The 16,140-nt window shown below is 73.8% G+C and carries 17 protein-coding genes; 2 read left to right on the top strand and 15 right to left on the bottom strand.

The window, feature by feature from the left end; genetic code table 11:
• Nucleotides 1–8: 8 nt before the first annotated feature.
• The 9 genes from ABZ990_RS11360 to ABZ990_RS11400 all read right to left on the bottom strand — a co-directional run bounded on the left by ABZ990_RS11360 (nt 9) and on the right by ABZ990_RS11400 (nt 8,493).
• Nucleotides 9–1,040, bottom strand: coding sequence for a transketolase (locus tag ABZ990_RS11360; protein ID WP_361228871.1), 1,032 nt, complete (start codon nt 1,038–1,040; stop codon nt 9–11).
• Complete coding sequence (locus tag ABZ990_RS11365) at nt 1,037–1,936, bottom strand: thiamine pyrophosphate-dependent enzyme (protein ID WP_361228874.1); 900 nt, start codon at nt 1,934–1,936, stop codon at nt 1,037–1,039. The genes ABZ990_RS11360 and ABZ990_RS11365 overlap by 4 nt, the downstream gene beginning before the upstream one ends.
• Nucleotides 1,933–3,792, bottom strand: coding sequence for a M20/M25/M40 family metallo-hydrolase (locus ABZ990_RS11370; protein ID WP_361228877.1), 1,860 nt, complete (start codon nt 3,790–3,792; stop codon nt 1,933–1,935). The genes ABZ990_RS11365 and ABZ990_RS11370 overlap by 4 nt, the downstream gene beginning before the upstream one ends.
• Nucleotides 3,789–4,889, bottom strand: coding sequence for an N-acetyl-gamma-glutamyl-phosphate reductase (argC, locus tag ABZ990_RS11375; protein ID WP_361228880.1), 1,101 nt, complete (start codon nt 4,887–4,889; stop codon nt 3,789–3,791). Before argC ends, ABZ990_RS11370 begins: the two co-directional genes overlap by 4 nt.
• Nucleotides 4,882–6,201, bottom strand: coding sequence for a DegT/DnrJ/EryC1/StrS family aminotransferase (locus ABZ990_RS11380; protein WP_361228883.1), 1,320 nt, complete (start codon nt 6,199–6,201; stop codon nt 4,882–4,884). The genes argC and ABZ990_RS11380 overlap by 8 nt, the downstream gene beginning before the upstream one ends.
• Entirely contained in the window at nt 6,198–6,827 is a 630-nt protein-coding gene (locus ABZ990_RS11385) for a degT/DnrJ/EryC1/StrS aminotransferase (protein WP_361228886.1), read from the bottom strand. The genes ABZ990_RS11380 and ABZ990_RS11385 overlap by 4 nt, the downstream gene beginning before the upstream one ends.
• A 312-nt stretch (nt 6,828–7,139) precedes the next feature.
• Complete coding sequence (locus tag ABZ990_RS11390) at nt 7,140–8,024, bottom strand: RimK family alpha-L-glutamate ligase (RefSeq protein WP_361228889.1); 885 nt, start codon at nt 8,022–8,024, stop codon at nt 7,140–7,142.
• Complete coding sequence (locus tag ABZ990_RS11395) at nt 8,021–8,209, bottom strand: lysine biosynthesis protein LysW (protein ID WP_361228892.1); 189 nt, start codon at nt 8,207–8,209, stop codon at nt 8,021–8,023. Before ABZ990_RS11395 ends, ABZ990_RS11390 begins: the two co-directional genes overlap by 4 nt.
• A 128-nt stretch (nt 8,210–8,337) precedes the next feature.
• The gene (locus tag ABZ990_RS11400; protein WP_361228895.1) at nt 8,338–8,493 is read right to left on the bottom strand and encodes a hypothetical protein; all 156 of its coding nucleotides are present in this window, start codon (nt 8,491–8,493) and stop codon (nt 8,338–8,340) included.
• Nucleotides 8,494–8,657: 164 nt separating this feature from the next.
• Here ABZ990_RS11400 and ABZ990_RS11405 point away from each other — a divergent pair, with 164 nt between their 5' ends.
• The gene (locus tag ABZ990_RS11405; protein WP_361228898.1) at nt 8,658–9,692 is read left to right on the top strand and encodes a LuxR C-terminal-related transcriptional regulator; all 1,035 of its coding nucleotides are present in this window, start codon (nt 8,658–8,660) and stop codon (nt 9,690–9,692) included.
• A 126-nt stretch (nt 9,693–9,818) separates the two neighbouring features.
• Here ABZ990_RS11405 and ABZ990_RS11410 read toward each other — a convergent pair whose 3' ends face one another.
• Together ABZ990_RS11410 and ABZ990_RS11415 are read right to left on the bottom strand one after the other, a co-directional pair.
• Nucleotides 9,819–10,040 carry a DUF6243 family protein gene (locus ABZ990_RS11410; RefSeq protein ID WP_361228901.1) on the bottom strand — a complete coding sequence of 74 codons (222 nt, stop codon included), beginning with the start codon at nt 10,038–10,040 and terminating at the stop codon, nt 9,819–9,821.
• 197 nt (nt 10,041–10,237) lie between these two features.
• Nucleotides 10,238–11,203 (bottom strand): LysR family transcriptional regulator ArgP, encoded by a 966-nt coding sequence (locus ABZ990_RS11415; protein WP_361228904.1) that lies wholly within the window; start codon nt 11,201–11,203, stop codon nt 10,238–10,240.
• A 70-nt stretch (nt 11,204–11,273) separates the two neighbouring features.
• On the opposite strand from ABZ990_RS11415, the gene ABZ990_RS11420 reads away from it, so the two are divergent.
• Nucleotides 11,274–11,897 (top strand): LysE/ArgO family amino acid transporter, encoded by a 624-nt coding sequence (locus ABZ990_RS11420; RefSeq protein WP_361228906.1) that lies wholly within the window; start codon nt 11,274–11,276, stop codon nt 11,895–11,897.
• Between the two features lie 79 nt (nt 11,898–11,976).
• Here the strand turns inward: ABZ990_RS11420 and ABZ990_RS11425 are convergent, their stop codons facing one another.
• The 4 genes from ABZ990_RS11425 to ABZ990_RS11440 form a co-directional block, all read right to left on the bottom strand.
• A complete protein-coding gene (locus tag ABZ990_RS11425; RefSeq protein ID WP_361228909.1) occupies nt 11,977–12,171 on the bottom strand; it encodes a hypothetical protein in 195 nt (64 codons plus the stop codon).
• A 93-nt stretch (nt 12,172–12,264) separates the two neighbouring features.
• Complete coding sequence (locus ABZ990_RS11430; RefSeq protein WP_361228912.1) at nt 12,265–13,566, bottom strand: cupin domain-containing protein; 1,302 nt, start codon at nt 13,564–13,566, stop codon at nt 12,265–12,267.
• On the bottom strand, nt 13,563–14,516 hold the full coding sequence (locus ABZ990_RS11435; RefSeq protein WP_361228915.1) for a thiopeptide-type bacteriocin biosynthesis protein: 954 nt from the start codon (nt 14,514–14,516) through the stop codon (nt 13,563–13,565). The genes ABZ990_RS11430 and ABZ990_RS11435 overlap by 4 nt, the downstream gene beginning before the upstream one ends.
• Before the next feature lies 1 nt (nt 14,517).
• Nucleotides 14,518–16,125, bottom strand: coding sequence for a hypothetical protein (locus ABZ990_RS11440; protein WP_361228918.1), 1,608 nt, complete (start codon nt 16,123–16,125; stop codon nt 14,518–14,520).
• Nucleotides 16,126–16,140 lie beyond the last annotated feature (15 nt).

Here is a 16,140-nt window from a genome sequence, read left to right on the forward strand (position 1 = left end):
GGGGTGGATCAGGAAGCGGGGCGGTGCGGGGCCGCCGCGGCGAGGACGGCGTCGACGTCGAGGCCGAGCCGGGCGAGGACTTCGTGGTGGTCGCCGCCCTCGCAGGGCCAGTCGTGGCCCGCGTTGACGCCGACGACCTCGCTGCCGGGCAGCAGCAGCGCCAGCGCCTCGGCAGCGCCGCCCTCGGCCCGGTGTTCCTCGACGACCACGAACCGCCGGTGAAGACCGGCCAGTTCGGCGGCCGAGCGAGCGAGCCTCGCATGGTCGAGGTGGACCAGGTGGGCGTGGGCGAGCTCAGGGCGCCGCTCCCGTGCGGCCAGGGCCAGCCGGGTGCCCTCCTCGCCGACGGAGACCAGGCAGGGCGTGCCGGCGTCGCCCCGGGCGTCCCACACGACGGGCGGGACGCCGCCACCGTCCGTGCCGCTTCCCGGCAGGGAGGCGTAGGCGGCATTGCGGCCCGTCCGGATGTAGGTGGGCGTGCCGGTGCGGGCCGCCTCGCGGACCACCGCGCGGGTCTCGGCCTCGCCGTACGGGGCGGCGACGGCGACACCGGGGATGCTGCGCAGGACCGCGAGGTCCTCCAGGCAGTGGTGGGTGGTGCCGAACCAGGCGCCGGACACCCCCGCGTACGGGGCGACGACGGTGACGCCGGCCTTCAGATAGCCCAGCGTCAGCTTGAGGCTCTCCGCGGCGCGCAGCGCGGCGAAGGGCGCGAAGGTGGAGACGAAGGGGCGGTAGCCGGCGGCGGCGAGCCCGGTCGCCATGTCGATCATGGCGCCCTCGGCGATCCCGATGTTGAAGAAGCGGTCCGGGTAAGCCAGTTGGAAGGGGTGCTTCTTGCCGCCGAGGTCCGCTTCGAGGCAGACGATACGGGGGTCGAGGGCGGCGAGCTCGGTGAGCTCGGCGCGGTAGGCGTCCCGTCCGCTCAGCGCGGGGGCGGCCGGGGGCGTGGCGGCCGCCGGGGATGCGGGGGTGGAGGGGGGCGTGGGGGTGGCCGGCGGCGTGAGGCCGGCCGGGGAGGTGAGGGCGGTCGGGGTCATCGGATGGCTCGCTTCCACTGCGCGGCGCGCGCCGCGTCGATCGTCACGTAGTGCGAGGCGGCCTTGCCCTCGACCGCGCGGACACCCTTGCCCTTGACGGTGTCGGCGAGCACGGCGAGCGGCCGGCCGGCGCCGGCGCGGTCGCCGGCGAACACCTCGGTCAGGGCGGCGAGATCGTGCCCGTCGACCGTGACCGTGTCGAAGCCGAAGGCGGCGAAGCGCTCGGCCAGCCGGGGCAGCGGGGAGATGTCCGCGACGAGTCCGTCGTTCTGGCCCCCGTTGCGGTCCACGACGAGGACGAAGTTGCCGAGCCGCTGGGCGGCGGCGACCTGGACGGTCTCCCAGACCAGGCCCTCCTGGAGCTCGCCGTCGCCCGCGACCGCGATCCCGAGGCCGCCCTGGCCGCCGAGCCGGCGGGCCAGGGCCCAGCCCGCCGCGTACGGCACCCCGTGGCCGAGGCTGCCGGTGGGGAAGCGGACGCCGGGGACCTTCGGTCCCGGGTGCCCGGTGTACGGGTGTCCGGCGAGGCCGTAGAGCGGCGCCGGGTTCTCCGGAAGGACGCCGCTGACGTGCAGCGCGGCGTACAGTCCGGCGGCGGCGTGGCCCTTGCTGAGCACCACCTCGGTGCCGTCGCCGCGCGCGGCGCGGTGCAGGGCGGCGATCAGGATGTCCAGGACGGACAGGCTGCCGCCGAGGTGGCAGCCCCGGGGACCCGCGGCCATGTCGACCACGAGCCGCCGGGCCTGCCGGGCCCGCTCGGCGAGCAGGGCGAGCGTGGCGTCGTCGGCGGACGTGCCCGCGAGGGCCGGTGCATCGGTGGCGGACGTACCCCCGGCGAACGGAGCGCCGTCGCCGGACGTACCCCCGGCGAACGGGGCGTCGTGCACGGCGGTCATCGGGTGCTCTCCTCGCCGAGGGCGAACCAGCGGTTCACGGCGTCCGCGAGGATCGAGCGGGAGGTCCGGTACGCCATGCTGCCGATCCGCTCCTCGTCGGTGTGGTCGAGGGCCGCGTCGCCCGGGCCGTACGCCACCATGGGGACGTCCTTCCAGGTCGTGGCCAGGGTGTTCATGTCGGAGGTGCCCTTCTTCACGACGAACCTCGGCCGGATGCCGGCCTGGGCGAAGGCGCGGGTGAACACCTTGACGAGCGCGCCTGACCGGCCGGCCGCGTGACCGGGGGTGGCCCGCAGGATCTCCGCCTCCACGCCGTCCCGGCCGGCGGCGGCGCCGAGCGCGGCGGTGCGCAGCAGCTCCAGGTCGGCCGAGGGCGGGACGCGGAAGTTGAGAATGCCGACGGCCCGGTGCCGGGCGCGTCCGGTCTCGCAGTGGATGTCGATGACGGCACTGAGCGCGTCGGACGCCTCCTTGAGGACCGCCGTACGGATGGTGTCGAGGACGTCCATCAGCAGGTCGGGCGCGGACAGGGCGTCCATGCCGGCCGAGTGGCCGCTGGCCACCGACGCGGTGACACGAAGCTTGAACAGGCCGAAGTAGCCGAGCGTCAGGGTCTCCGCGCCGCTGGGCTCCCCGATGACGACGGCGTCGGCGGGGTAGTGGTCGCGGGCGTGGAAGGCGCCCTTGGAGGAGGACACCTCCTCCTCGACCGCGCCGACGACCCGCAGTTGGCCGTTCTCGGGGATGTCCGCGTGGGCGAGGACCTCCAGGAAGTTGGCGAGGCTGCCCTTGGCGTCCACACTGCCCCGGCCCCACAGCTCCTCGCCGCGCCATTCGACGGGCCAGCGGTGCGGCACCGTGTCGAGGTGCCCGAGGAGCAGCATCCGGCGGGGGCCGTGGCCGCGGGTCGCAACGAGGTTGCCGACGGCGTCGATCTCCGCGTCGATGCCCCGCTCACGGCACCAGTCGGCCAGGTAGACGGCGAGTTCGGCCTCGTCGCCGGAGACCGAGGGCACCGAGACGACCTTGGTGAGCAGCCCGAGGTCGGCGCCCGGCTCGCGGGTGCGCCAGAAGCGGGTCCACTTCTCCGGTTCGGCCATGGTGTGCGGGCCGGTGATGGCGACGTCGGCGCTGCCGGCGAGGGCCATCTCGGCGGCCCGGACCTTCTGCCGCATCCTGCCGCCCGCGTACCGCGCGCCGTCGCCCGGGTAGGCGTGCGGCAGGGTGGAGGCGGGGTCCTCGGGGTCGGTGAGGAGTCCGGCGCTGCCGGTGACCAGCCGCAGATGGTCGGCGTCGAGGGCGTTGCTCAGCGCGGCGGCGAGCACGTCGGCGTCGACGTTCAGCGGGGCGCCGCCGGCCTCGTCGTGCACCGGCGGGGACACGCAGACGACGTCGTACGTGTCGAGCAGCGCGGTCAGCCGGACGGTGTCGACGTCCGAGGGGACGCCGGCCCGGTGGTCGCGGACGATCACCGGGCGGCCGTCGTCGTTGACCGCCTTCAGCGGCCGGTTGGCGCGGCCGCTGACGAGCCGGTTGCGCGCCGCGACCGAGGTGAAGACCCGCAGGCCGTGGGCGGCCAGGCCCTGCTCGACGGCGGGCAGGGTGACCTGCTCGTACGCGTCGACCAGGTGGCGCATCTCCTCCGGCGGGCAGTAGCGGACCTCGTCGCCGTTGGTGAGGCGCAGATGGGGCATCGGGCGGCCGGTGGAGCGGTAGTGCCGCTCGATGCCGGTCGCACCGCCCGCCACCAGGAGCACCCGGGCGCCGCGGGCCACCAGGAGCGCGAGCTCCTGGTGGACGGTGCCGAGGTCGAGGGTGGCGCTGCCCGCCTTGATCACGTACAGGGGCCTGGTCACGGCGACACCGCCGTGGTGGGCAGGCCCGCGGTCTCGTCGAAGCCGCAGATCAGGTTCATGGCCTGGATGGCCTGGCCGGCGGCACCCTTGACGAGGTTGTCGAGCGCGGCGACCGCGACGCACTGCCCGTCCCGGACGGCGATGGCGACCTCGGCCACGTTGGAGCCGACGACGGCCTTCAGCATCGGGAAGTCCTGCGGCGCCTTCGGCGCGGTCCGGACCCGCACGAACGGCTTGCCGACATACGCCTTGGCGTAGGCCCGCTTGACGTCGAGCGGCGAGACGCCGGGCAGCAGGTCGGTGTAGGCGGTGACCATGATGCCGCGCGCCACGTCGAGGCTGTGGGTGGAGAACCGCAGGTCCATGGTGGCGCCGGTGAACTCGGCGATGGCCTGGCCGATCTCCGGCGCGTGCCGGTGGCCGTACAGCTTGTGCACCCGGAAGTTGCCGCTGCGCTCGGCCGGCGGCTCGCCGCTGCCGCGTCCGCCGCCGGTGGAGCCGGTCTTGGCGTCGACGACGACCCGGGGGTCGATCAGGGAGGCGGCGAAGAGCGGGTAGAGCGCGTAGATGGTGGTGACGGCCATGCAGCCGGGCAGGCTGATGAACCGGCTCTCCGGTACGGAGGGGCTCAACTCCGGTACGTAGTACGCGAAATCCTCGATCGGCGGGTTCTTCGCGGTCTTCGGGTAGTACGCCTCGACCTCGGCCTGGTCGCGCAGCCGGAAGTCGCCGCCGAGGTTGAGGACGCGCCGGGCGCGCTCGGCGATGAGCGGCAGGTGCTCGGGCAGCGCTCCGGTGGGGAGGCAGCCGAACGCGATGTCCACCTCCTCCAGTTCGGCCAGCGGCCGGAACTTGAGGCCGGCCGCGGCCGGGTGGTTGCGCAGCCAGGGGTGGACGGAGCCGAGGGTGGCGCCCGCGTTCCGCTCCGCGGAGAGGAAGGCGAGTTCGACGCCGGGGTGCTCCAGGAGCAGCCGGATGACCTCGCCGCCGGTGTAGCCGCTGGCGCCGACGACGGCGACGCGCACCTTCCGCCCGCCGCGCCTGGGGTCGTGGCTCTGACTCTGGCTCTGGTCGTGGTCGTGGTCGTGGTCAGCCAAGGCGGGCCGCCTTCTCGTACGGGCGGCGGTGGTCGCCGGTCTCGACGAGCTTGCGGATGGCGTCGGGGCGCCGGGCCACCTTGCGGAAGGCGTCGGCGTACCGCAGGGCGCGCTCGAACTCGACGGGGGAACGCAGTTCGCGGCAGAGCACCAGGGTGCTGTCGAGCATCCCGAGCGTCACCGGGAAGTCCTCCGGGCGGTGGTCGCGCACGGCGCCCGGGTTGAGCGTGAACGGGTAGCCGTTGCCGAAGCCGTCACGGTGGCGGAACGGCAGGTGGCAGGGGATGGGGGTGTTCTGCCACTCGCGGGCGGGCACGCCCTCGGCGACGAGCAGCTCGTGCACGGCCTCCTTGACCGCGTACACCGGCAGGTCGTCGAGGCCGACGGCCTCAGGGTGCAGCGTCACCCGGTACATGTTGTACGCGTGGGTGTGGCCGTCCGGGACGTGCGGCGGGGTGAACAGGCCGGTGCCGTCCAGGGCTTCGCCGAGCAGGGTGGCGTTGCGGGCCCGGATCGCGTCGTAGTACGGCAGCCGCTTGAGCTGGCTGCTGCCGAACGCGGCGGCCACCCAGGACATGCCGTAGTCGATGCCGTGCCGCTCCAGGTAGGCGGCGGCGCGGTCGTACGCCTCCCGCGTGCCGAAGAAGGCGATGCCGCCCTCGCCGCCGAGCGGGAAGTTCTTGTCGGCCATGAGGCTCTGGCCCGCGGCGTCGCCGAAGGAGCCGGCGACCCGGTCGCCGATCTTCGCCGAGTGGGCGTGCGAGGCGTCCTCGACCAGGGCGATGCCGTGCCGGTCCGCGAGTGCCCGCAGGGCGGGCACGTCGGCCGGGAGGCCGTGGACGTGGACCGGCATCAGGGCGCGGGTGCGATCGGTGATCGCCGCGGCGGCGGCCTCGGGGTCCATGCAGTACGTGACCGGGTCGATGTCCACGAAGACGGGGACGGCGTGCGCGGCGACGACCGCCTGGGCGGTGGCGATGAAGGTGAACGCCGGGACGATGACCTCGTCGCCCGGCCGCACACCGGCGCCGACGAGCGCCATGTGCAGGCTGGAGGTGCCGCTCGCGGTCGGCAGCGCGAACTGCGCGCCGACGTAGTCGCGGTACGCCTCCGCGAAGTCGGCGACGACCTTCTTCGGGTCCTGACGCTGGGCCAGCATCAGGTTGAACACGTCTTCCTTGGTGATGACCGGGAAGATGGTGCGGCGCAGGGCCTTGGGGATCAGCGCGTCACCGCCCAACGCGGCGAGCTCGGCGTCGAGTTCGGCCTCGGACGGGAGGGGCAGCGGCGCTGCCGGGAAGTCAGTGATCACGAGTGTGCTCCGAGAGTGGCGGCCGGCCGGACCGCGTGGGTGAGGGCCATCCGGGCGCAGGCGGCCACCAGCGGGCTGAGGCGGTAGTTGAACTGGACACCGGGCACCAGCTCCGCGTCGGCCTCCTCCTGGGTCCACATGGTCCGCAGGTCGTAGGCGCCGAAGATCTTCAGACGCTCGGCGCGCGCCCAGACCTCGGCGGAGTCGGTGAGGACGGCGGCGGCCGGGCCGAAGCCGAGGCCGGTGAGGTCCACCACCAGGACGGGGGCGGTGGCCTCGGCGGCGAACTCCGGCAGCCGGTCGGCGTTTTCCGGGGTGAGCTCCACGTAGTCGTACGCGGCGGGCCCGCCCGGTTCGGCGGTGAGGCCGAGCCAGGCGAGGAACGCGAGGGACTCGCGGTCGGTGTGGGGCACGGACACGGTGTCGCCGTGGCCGAGGCCCTGGCCGGCGAGGGCGCCGTGCAGGGCGCCGGTCCGGCTGTTGAACAGAGCCGCCTTGGCGCGGCCGGTGCGCTTGGTGAGCAGCCGCTCCAGGCCGGGCAGCTCCCGGTCGCTCTTCTCGATGCTCATGACGACGCCCGAGGTGAGGACGCGGGTGAGCACGGTCGCGGTGTCGAACAGTTCCATGGTCTTCTCCGGTGTCTCCGTCTCGTGTGACGGTGCGCCGTTGATGTGACGGGGCGCCGCTGCCGGTGTGATGGGCGGCTGTCGGTGTGGTGAGCCGCCGCCGGGCGGTGTACTGCCGGGCGGGCGGTACACCGCGGGCACGGCGGTACGGGCGTACCGACGCGGGTACGCCGACGCGGGTACACCGACGCGGGTGTGCCGGGCCGGGCGGGCCGGTACGGGCGGGCCGAAGCGACGCCGCCGCGGCGGCACGCCCGTACCGGCCGAAGCGTCACCGGCAGTGCGGCGCGGTGCCGAAACGGCGGTGCGCGCTTACGCGGCGGTCGGCAGGTCGGCGGTGCGCCCGAGCAACTCCATGACGTATGTGGCGAGATGACCGGCCACGTCGACGCCGTGCTGGGCGGAGGAGCGGGCGAATTCGGGGTTGGCGTTGACTTCGAGCACCAGCAATTCGCCGGTGGTGCGGTCCTCGACGAGGTCGACCCCGTAGAAACCGTCACCGAGGGCGTCGACGACCTGGGCGCAGAGCTTCTCGATCTCCCGTGTGATCTCGGTGCGGTGGACCTCCGCGCCGAGATGGGTGTTGGTACGGAAATCAGGCGAGACCCGCTGGATCGCGACGACCGGGGTGCGGCCGACGACGACCACGCGCAGATCGTGGCCGGGCTTGTCGATGTACTGCTGGACGACGACCGGGAAGAGCTTGCCGGCCGCGTCGGTGGACTCACGGCCGCCGACCCAGGCGTCGACGCACTCGGGATTGACCATCCGGGTGACGCCCCGGCCCCAGGAGCCGCTGACGGGCTTGACGACGGTCGGCAGCCCCATCCGGGCGACGGTCTCGCGCACCTGGTCGTAGCTGAAGGCGTGCAGGGTGAACGGGTGCGGGATGCCGTGCCGGGCGAAGGCGAGGGCCTGGAGTCCCTTGTCGTTGCAGGTCTCGATGGTGGCGGCGCGGTTGAGGGTGGCGACACCGCGGTGTTCGAGCCGGCGGGAGACGCTGATGGCGTCCTGGTGGGAAAGGTTCCTGATGAGGGCGAGGCCGGGCGGGCGCGTGCCGCCCGCCACCACCCCCGCGAGGTCTTCCCGGAGCAGCGGAGCCGCCTTCAGCCCCCTGGCGCGCAGGGCCTGGAGAAGGAGCTTCTCGTCCGGCCTCAGCATGGTCGCCGAGACGAGGACCTCTGCGTCCTGGCTCACTCGCCCCAGTCCTCCTCGACCTCCGGCGCGAGGTCCAGACGGACCAGGTCACCGTTCTTCTCCAGGACCTCGTGCTCCTGCCCGCAGGCGGTGCATTCGGTGATCTCGCCCTTTTCCCAGTCGGCCTGCACCTCGAATTCGGTGTCACAGACGAGGCATTTGGGCGCCGCGATTGCGGTGGTCATAGTGGAAATCTCCTTCTGAAAATCGGCATGGCGGTTCCGCCCCTGAAAATGCCGATCGGTGAGAGAGGACCCGCCGGAATTCCGGCGGGGTGATACGCGGCAGGACCGGTGCCGCGAAGGGTGGGAGGTCAGCCCCAGCCCTGGTCTTCCTTGCCGTCACCACCGGGGAGCACGGTGGTCGCGATCTGGTCGCCGGCCGTGGCGCGAGTGGCCGCGCCTCCGGTGGTGGTGGAGATCCCGGCCATCGCGACAGCGGTGAGAGCGAAGACGGCAAGGACTCTCACTGCGCTCGGAAAAACGTTGGTCTGCACTTTTGTCCCCCTGGTGTTCCGAACCTCCAGCGGCTTGCTGGTTTCGATAGGAGGAGCATGCCCCGATGTGAAGGTTGCGTGAAGTGATCACAGGCATCAAGATCAGGCACTGCAGAAACATGAAGGGGGGAGAATCAATGTGTCCCATACCTGATAACTCGGGCAAACCGTTTCAGGGGGAGTCGTCGACCGCGCCGTTCCACACCGGCGTCTGCCCGGAAGGCCTGGCGTTCTACGAGGCGGCGCTCACGGCCGGCTCGGCCCGGGGAGAGGCACCCGCGTGCCTCGTGGCGCTGGGGCTGATGATGCCCGCCCCGGACGCCTCCGACACCCTCGTTCCGGTTCCCCCCGAGGTCGCGGCGGCGGCCCTGGCTCACCCGGTGGAGCGGGCCATCATGGAACGGCAGCGGGCACTGAGCTCCATGCGGACCGTGATGGCGCAGGTGGAGAGCGTCTACCGGAACGCCCGCCGGGACACATCCGTCGCCATCCAGCGGCTGAACGGCCCCGCCGTCATCAGCGCCGCGCTGGAGGAGGCCGCGCAGTCCTGCCGGCGGGAGGTGCTGACCGCCCAGCCGGGCGGCGGGCGCCCCGCGGAGATCCTGGAGGAGGCGCTGCCGCGCGCGCTGGAGGCCCGCGACCGCGGGGTGGACCAGCGCACGCTGTACCAGCACACGGTGCGGGCCCACGGCCCGACGCTCGACTACATCAAGCGGGTCACCGAGGCGGGCGTCCAGGTGCGCACCATCGACGAGGTCTTCGAGCGGCTGATCGTCTACGACCGCTCGCTGGCGTTCATCCCCGACAGCCAGGGCGCCCGCCACACGTCCGCCGTCATGATCCGGGATGCCGCGGTCGTGCGCTACCTGACCTCCGTTTTAGACCACGCCTGGGAGCGCGCCGAGCCGGTCACGTACCGCTCGGACTACCAGCGCCCGGAACTCCTCACGGAGGCGACCCGGCTCAACGTGCTGCGGCTGATGGTCGACGGCTACACGGACGCGGCCATCGCGAGCCGGCTGGGCATGAGCGCGCGGACGGTCGCCGCGCACATCAAGAAGGCGTCGGACCTCCTCGGCAGCAACAGCCGTGCCCAACTGGCCTATCTCACCGCGCGGGCGGGCCTCCTGGACCCGGCGGCCGCGCGGAGCCGGGTGGCGGAAGGGGCGTGACGGGCGGCCGGGCGGCCGGGCGCAGCGGCCGGGCGGCCACCCACGGCCCCCTACGGATCAGGGGCCGGACCGCGCGTCGCGGTCCGGACCCTGCCCCGTGCGGTGCCGCGCCTCGGCGGCGGTGTGTCAGCTCTCCGGGGTGTCGCCGTCCGTCTGTCCGGCGTCCCCGGCGGCGGCGCCGCTCGTCTTCTCGCGCATCTTGCGCAGCAGCTCCGCCTTCTGGTCGGCGGCGTTCTTGCGGTCGAGGTTGCGGTGCGGACCGTTGTTCTGCCGCTCGGCGCGGGACTGCCGCTTGCGCTGGCCGCCGCCCTGGCCCACGGGGTTGTTGATGTTCTTGCTGTCGGTCACGGGTTCTCCCGGTGGTGAAGTGAGGTGATCTGCGGATTCATCGGTGAAGTCGACGGGCGCGGCGGCGTCGGGGACGCCGGCAGGGGCCCGTCACGCTCTCACTCGTGAATCGGCGGCTGGAAGAACATGACAAAGACGGTACCCGGTCTCGTCGGCCCCGCGCACCGGGCGCCGGTCGCGGTCCGAGCCCGGGGGCTCTACTCCGGCCGGCTGGTCCCGCCCTTCCGGGCGCCGCGTCCGACGCCGGCCCGCCCCGGGGGCAGCAGGGACTCGGCGGCGACCTCCGCGACCGCGGACAGGGCCGGGGAGTCCAGCTTCCACTGCTGCCAGTAGAGCGGGACGTCCAGGGGGCGGTCCGGGGCGAGTTCCACCAGGCGGCCGGTGCGCAGGAGCGGTGCGGCCTGGGGTTCGGGGACCAGGCCCCAGCCGAGGCCCGCGGCCACGGCGTCCCGGAACGCGTCCGAGGCCGGCACCATGTGCCGGATCCGTCCGGCCCCCGAGCGGCCCCGGGTCAGGGAGCGGACGAAGGTGTCCTGGAGTTCGTCGCGCCGGTCGAAGACCACGGTGGGGGCCTCGCTCAGGTCCTCCGCCAGGGATCCGGTCGGGGAGCCGGGCAGTGAGCCGGTCAGGTGTCTGGCCGCGAACTCCGGTGTGGCCACGGCCAGATAGCGGGCGAGCCCCAGCATCCGTACGGTGCAGCCGGCCACCGGATCCGGCGAGGAGGTGACGGCCGCCATCACCCGCCCCTCCCGCAGCAGCGCGGTGGTGTGGGACTCGTCCTCCCGGTAGAGCTCGAAGCAGACCGGCCGCTCCTCGGGCACCCGGGTGAGCGCGGGCAGGAACCAGGTGGCCAGGGAGTCCGCGTTGACCGCCACCGGGATCCGCGCCGGGCCCCGCTCCGCCGCGAGCCCCAGCTCGGCCAGGGCATCCCGTTCCAGCCGGGCCAGCTGCCGGGCGAACCGCAGCACCACCTCGCCGGACTCGGTGGCCCGTACCGGCTTCGTCCGCATCAGCAGCACCCGCCCGGTGCGCTGCTCCAGGGCCTTGATCCGCTGGCTGACGGCGGACGGGGTCACGTGCAGGGCGGCGGCCGCGGCGTCGAAGCTGCCCTCGTCGACCACCGCGAGCAGGGTCCTGACCTGGTCCAGGGGAAGTTCTTCCATAAGTGTGGCTAAGGGTACGTAAGAATCCTTAGCTGTACTCATCCACGGGGTGGTCCGTACGGTCGAAGACATGATCAGCAGCATCGCCGCCGCCGTCCTCGCCGGGTTCGGTACGGGGCTCTCCCTCATCGTGGCCATCGGAGCCCAGAACGCCTTCGTCCTGCGCCAGGGCGTCCGCCGCCACGCCGTCCTCGCGGTCGTCGCCATCTGCGCCGTCTCGGACGCGGTGCTGATCGCGCTCGGTGTCGCCGGGGTGGGCGCGGTGGTCACGGCCTGGCCGGCGGCGCTGACCGCGGTCGGTCTCGCGGGCGGGGCGTTCCTGCTCTGCTACGGATTCCTCGCCGCCCGGCGGGTGCTGCGGCCGGATCCGGCGGCAGCGCTCTCGGCCGGCGGCCCGGACGCGGGATCCGCCCGGCGCGCGGTCCTGACCTGCCTGGCCATGACCTGGCTGAACCCGCACGTGTACCTGGACACGGTCCTCCTGCTGGGCTCGCTCGCCTCGGACCGCGGCGACCTGCGCTGGGCCTTCGGCGCGGGCGCGGCCCTGGCCAGCCTGGGCTGGTTCCTCGCCCTGGGCTTCGGCGCCCGCCTACTGTCCGGCGTCCTGGCGCGGCCCAGGGCCTGGCGGGTCCTGGACGGGCTGGTCGCCGCGACCATGCTGACGATGGGCGCGATGCTGGTCGCGCGGGCGTAGACCGTCCACGGACACGGGCCGCCCCAAGCTCCGAGCGGCTGAGCCTCGGATCACCGGGCCCGAGCGGCCGGGCCTCGGGTCATCGGCCCGGGGCTTTCGTGGTGCCGGTGTCGCGGGGGCCGCGCAGGGTGAAGATCACCGCGGTGATGCCGGCGGCCAGGACGAGGATGCGGGGCAGCGGCTGCGCGTCGTGCGGCAGGGCACCGAGGGCGATGACGGCGGCCAGGGTGAGCACCACGGCCAGGGCGGCGGTGATCAGGGCGCGGGGTTTCACTGCGGGGCTCCTTGGGAGGGGGCCGTGAGCCGTGCGCTACGGGGGCGCGCACGGCTCACGGGGGCGGGAGGGGAGGGGCGGGCGGGTGCCGGCTCAGGCCCGGGAGAGCAGGCCCTCGCGCCACAGCAGGCGGACGACGTCGTCGGCCATGGGCAGTTCGGCACGGGTGGCCCGGGTACGGTCCAGGGTCGCCGCGAGGGCCGGAGCGGCGGACTCGGGGAGGGTCAGGACCCGGTCGGCCAGGTGGAGGAGGAGGTGCTCGCCCTCCTCGACGGCGCTGAGGACGACCTCGCGGTGGACCGTGAAGACCGTCTCCGGGGTCAGGCGCTCGTCGGCCAGGACGGCCGAGACCTGGCGCATCGGCGGCGGGAACTCCCGGATCGCGGCCTTGCGCAGGGCCGCGGCGATCTCCTCGTCGGAGGACTCCGCGAACCAGTCGGCCAGCCCCCGGCGCAGGGCGGCCACCGCGTCGACGGCGGCCTCGGGATCGCGTACGAAGTCCGCGGGGAAGCTCGTACGGCCGGGTACGTCGACGACACGGGACAGGAGTTCGCCCACCGCCCAGTGCTCGGTCCACGCCGTCAGGCTGAGGGTGAGGTGCAGGGAGGAGACGCCCTCGCTGCGCGCCGAGTGGACCCAGCCGCGCGGCAGCCACAGCACGTCGCCGGGTTCGAGGGTGAGCACCTTCCACGGCTCGATGGCGTCCAGCCGCTCGGTGGTCCACTCGCCGCGTTCGCGCAGCCGGTCCCAGGACTCGTGGGCGAGGGGGGCCGGGAGGACCGGCTTCCCGAGCGTCCACACCTTCGTCCCCTCGACCTGCACGATGAAGGCGTCGCGCGGGTCGAAGTGGGCTTCGAATCCTTGGGACTTGGGCGGGGTGATGTACGCGTTCACGTGCACGGGGCGCGAGGTGTCGTGGGCCAGCTCGCGGGTGAAGCGGGCGAGGGGTTCGCTGTATTCCTGGAGGCCCTGCATCACCAGGGAGGCGCCTTCGGCGAGTTCACCGGTCGTCTTGCGTACGTCGGGAGCGTCCGCGTACATGAGTGTGGCGCGGGTGTAGCGGCGGTCGGCGATCTGGGCGCCGTCGCGGATCACCCGGAAGTCGGGGAGCCGGCGGCCGGACGCCGCCAGCGAGGCGTCCAGGGCCTCCCAGCCGAACAGGTCCGCGAACCGGTCCGAGGCCCGGCCCGAAGTCCCGTCCGAGGCCCCGTCCGAGGCCCGGCCCGAAGTCCCGTCCGAGGTCCGGTCCGCAGCCCCGTCCGACGCCCCGTCCGCGGCCCGGAACACCACCGGTTCGGCCGGGGGGTTGGCGCGGAAGTCCTCGGGAGCGGCGGTCAGCCTGCCGAGCGCGCCGAAGGCCGGCCGGGAGAGGGGGGAGATACCGGGTGTCGTCATGCCGTCCTCGCTGCGGTCGGAAGGGGAGTGGGAAGGGTGGAAAGGGTGGGGAAGGTGGCGCCTTCGGGGCCGGCCTGGCGGGCCAGCAGGCGATAGCTGCGCAGCTCGTCGAGCGTGCTCAGGCCGAGCCGGTTGTGGAGCATGTGGACATGGGAGAAGACGATCCGGGCCGTGTAAGCCTGCTCCGGGCCGAGCCGGTGTCGCACCGCCTCGGACAGGGCCGCCCGCCAGCCGCGCAGCGGGCCCGGCGCGATGGTGGCCTGGGCGAGCAGGTCGTGACCGCCGGCGGTGAGACGGTCGGCCGCGAGGGCGCACTCCTCCTCCAGCGCGCCCAGCGCCGTCGCCGGGTAACCGGCCCGCGCCGCCCAGTCGTTCCAGGAGGTGGCGCCGAACGCGGTGAAGGCGGGGGCGTCGAGCACGGACGCCGCGACGGCGGTGGCCCGCAGGGCGAGTGCCGTCCGCGCCCGGTCGGAGGGCCGGGTGCGCAAGAAGGCCAGGCACAGCTCGCTGGAGGTGCCGAACAGGTCCTCGGAGGCGGCCATGAGGGAAGGCCCGCCGTAGCGCTCGTACTCGGGGACGTACACGCTCTCGTACACCCCCGGCGGCAGCAAGTCCCGCTCCTCCACGGGGACTCCGCCCTCCCCCGCCGTGGCCAGGCGGCGCGACTGTACGGCGAACCGGTCGGGGTCCAGCGGCTTCTCACCGGGCAGGAGCGTGCCCGCGACCGCGAGCCGCTGCTCCAGGGTGCGGGTCAGCGCGGCGGCGGCGCCCGCGTTCAGGTCGCGCACGCGCAGCCGGATGTGCGGTCCGCCCTGCCAGTACCGCATGAAGAACCAGCTGCCGGACGGCACTTCGGCCATGGCCGGGCCGACCACGTCCGTGACGACCCGGTCACCCGGCGAGCGCTCCCCGGACGCGAGGTGCAGGTGCCAGGAAGTCCACGTCGTCATGTCACAACCTCAGATCCAGGGGAAGCCCGTTGTAGCGGGGGGTGCCGCTGATGACGGACAGCAGGACGGTCTCGTCGGGCGCCAGGCCCAACGGCCGCAGGACGTCGAGCCCTTCGAAGGCGCGCGCCGGGCGGGCGTAGAGCCCGTGGGCGGCGGCATTCAGGCACAGCCCCTGGGTGATCCAGCCCGCCACGTACTGGGCGAGGGTCCAGGCGGCGGGCCCGAGTTCGTCGACCAGTTCACGCTGGCGCACGGAGCAGAACCAGACGGCGGAGGCGTGGCGGACGTCGCAGCCATTGCCGGGGGCGAGCTTGTAGCCGTAACCCTGTTCCAGGGCGGCCAGGGCGCTGGGGCCGGGGCGGTGCGGCAGCAGCCGGTCCCCGGCGAGGCGGTGGACACCGTCCTCGAATCCGTCCGTGGCCTGGACGGCGACGGTGACGTTCACCTTCTCGGCCACCCGGCGCAGCAGTTCGCCCGGAGGCGGTACGGCCGCCCAGGCGACGGCTCCGGTCAGGGAACCCGCCGGGACCCGGCGCGGCCGGCCCGCCATGCCGGTGAGCCCGCGCGGCATCCGGCCGGAGCCGCGCTCCCACAGCACCTCCGCCCAGGACAGGTCCCGGGCGGCCGCGCCGGTGGCGATGGCGGGGCCCAGCGGGACCGGGCCGGTGTCGCCCGCGGCGGCCTGCGCCCGGTTGACGGCCCGTATCTCGTCCAGGGACGGGTCGGGGAGGACCGGCTCCGAGGCAGAGACGAACGGCTCCGCCGGGGCGGGGACGCCCGCCCGGGTCGCGGAGTCCGCCAGGTCCACGGCCAGCGGCCAGCTCCACTCCCGGTCCGCGAGACCGAGTCCGGCGAGGAGCTCGCCCGAGGTGGGCAGGGTGAGCCGCCCCTCCAGGCCGTACAGCTCCAGCGCGACCGCCAACGACCGCAGCGAGATGCCCAGTTCGAGCTCGGTCAGGGTGCCGCGGAGCGCGCCGTAGAAGGCCGGCAGCCGGGTGTAGCGGCCGGCCAGCAGGATCCGCGAGACACCGCCTGGACCCGCCGAGACCGTGCCCGGCGAGGCGGCATCCGCCGAGACCGCATCCGCCGGGACCGTGCCCGGCAGTTCCGTCAGCGCGTGCCGGTGCACGTCGAGCACCCGGGGGCGGCCCGCGCCGGTGACGAATGCCTGCACCGGGAAGAGGCTGCGTACGGAAGGCAGCGTGCGGTGCTCGAAGTACGGGTTGGTCAACTCGCCCCGCTGGAGCCCGAACGCGGTGATCAGCGCCCGCTCCGGCGCCCGGTCCACCGTCCCGTCCGCCGCCCCCGGCACCCGCCCCGCCGGGAACGCGGCGCGCTCCAGCAGCTCGGTCGTGCCGTACGGCAGCGGGGTGCGGGCCGCCGAGGTCCGGTCCGCCCCGTCGGGAAGCGGGCCGGCGGCCTCGGCGACCTGGGACGGGGTGGGGAACTGGGACCGGCCGGTGCCCTGCGCGTGGGCGTACCGCAGCACGCGGCGGGACAGGGTGTCCGTGTCCGAGTCCGTGGCCGTGGCCGTGGCCGGCGTCATCGGGTGCGGGTCCGTCGCGATCGGGTGCGGGTCCTGCGTGATCAGGTCTGTGTCCGTCGTCATCGGGCGCGTGCCTCC

This window comes from Streptomyces sp. NPDC046203 (genome assembly GCF_040646255.1).
GTDB lineage: Bacteria > Actinomycetota > Actinomycetes > Streptomycetales > Streptomycetaceae > Streptomyces.

Excerpts from the sequence above, each read along its gene's own strand:
- ABZ990_RS11385 (WP_361228886.1), bottom strand. The coding sequence starts at position 6,827 with ATGGAACTGTTCGACACCGCGACCGTGCTCACCCGCGTCCTCACCTCG.
- ABZ990_RS11365 (WP_361228874.1), bottom strand. The coding sequence starts at position 1,936 with ATGACCGCCGTGCACGACGCCCCGTTCGCCGGGGGTACGTCCGGCGAC.
- ABZ990_RS11435 (WP_361228915.1), bottom strand. The coding sequence starts at position 14,516 with ATGACGACGTGGACTTCCTGGCACCTGCACCTCGCGTCCGGGGAGCGC.
- ABZ990_RS11405 (WP_361228898.1), top strand. The coding sequence starts at position 8,658 with ATGTGTCCCATACCTGATAACTCGGGCAAACCGTTTCAGGGGGAGTCG.
- ABZ990_RS11420 (WP_361228906.1), top strand. The coding sequence starts at position 11,274 with ATGATCAGCAGCATCGCCGCCGCCGTCCTCGCCGGGTTCGGTACGGGG.
- ABZ990_RS11360 (WP_361228871.1), bottom strand. The coding sequence starts at position 1,040 with ATGACCCCGACCGCCCTCACCTCCCCGGCCGGCCTCACGCCGCCGGCC.
- ABZ990_RS11415 (WP_361228904.1), bottom strand. The coding sequence starts at position 11,203 with ATGGAAGAACTTCCCCTGGACCAGGTCAGGACCCTGCTCGCGGTGGTC.
- ABZ990_RS11395 (WP_361228892.1), bottom strand. The coding sequence starts at position 8,209 with ATGACCACCGCAATCGCGGCGCCCAAATGCCTCGTCTGTGACACCGAA.
- ABZ990_RS11430 (WP_361228912.1), bottom strand. The coding sequence starts at position 13,566 with ATGACGACACCCGGTATCTCCCCCCTCTCCCGGCCGGCCTTCGGCGCG.
- ABZ990_RS11440 (WP_361228918.1), bottom strand. The coding sequence starts at position 16,125 with ATGACGACGGACACAGACCTGATCACGCAGGACCCGCACCCGATCGCG.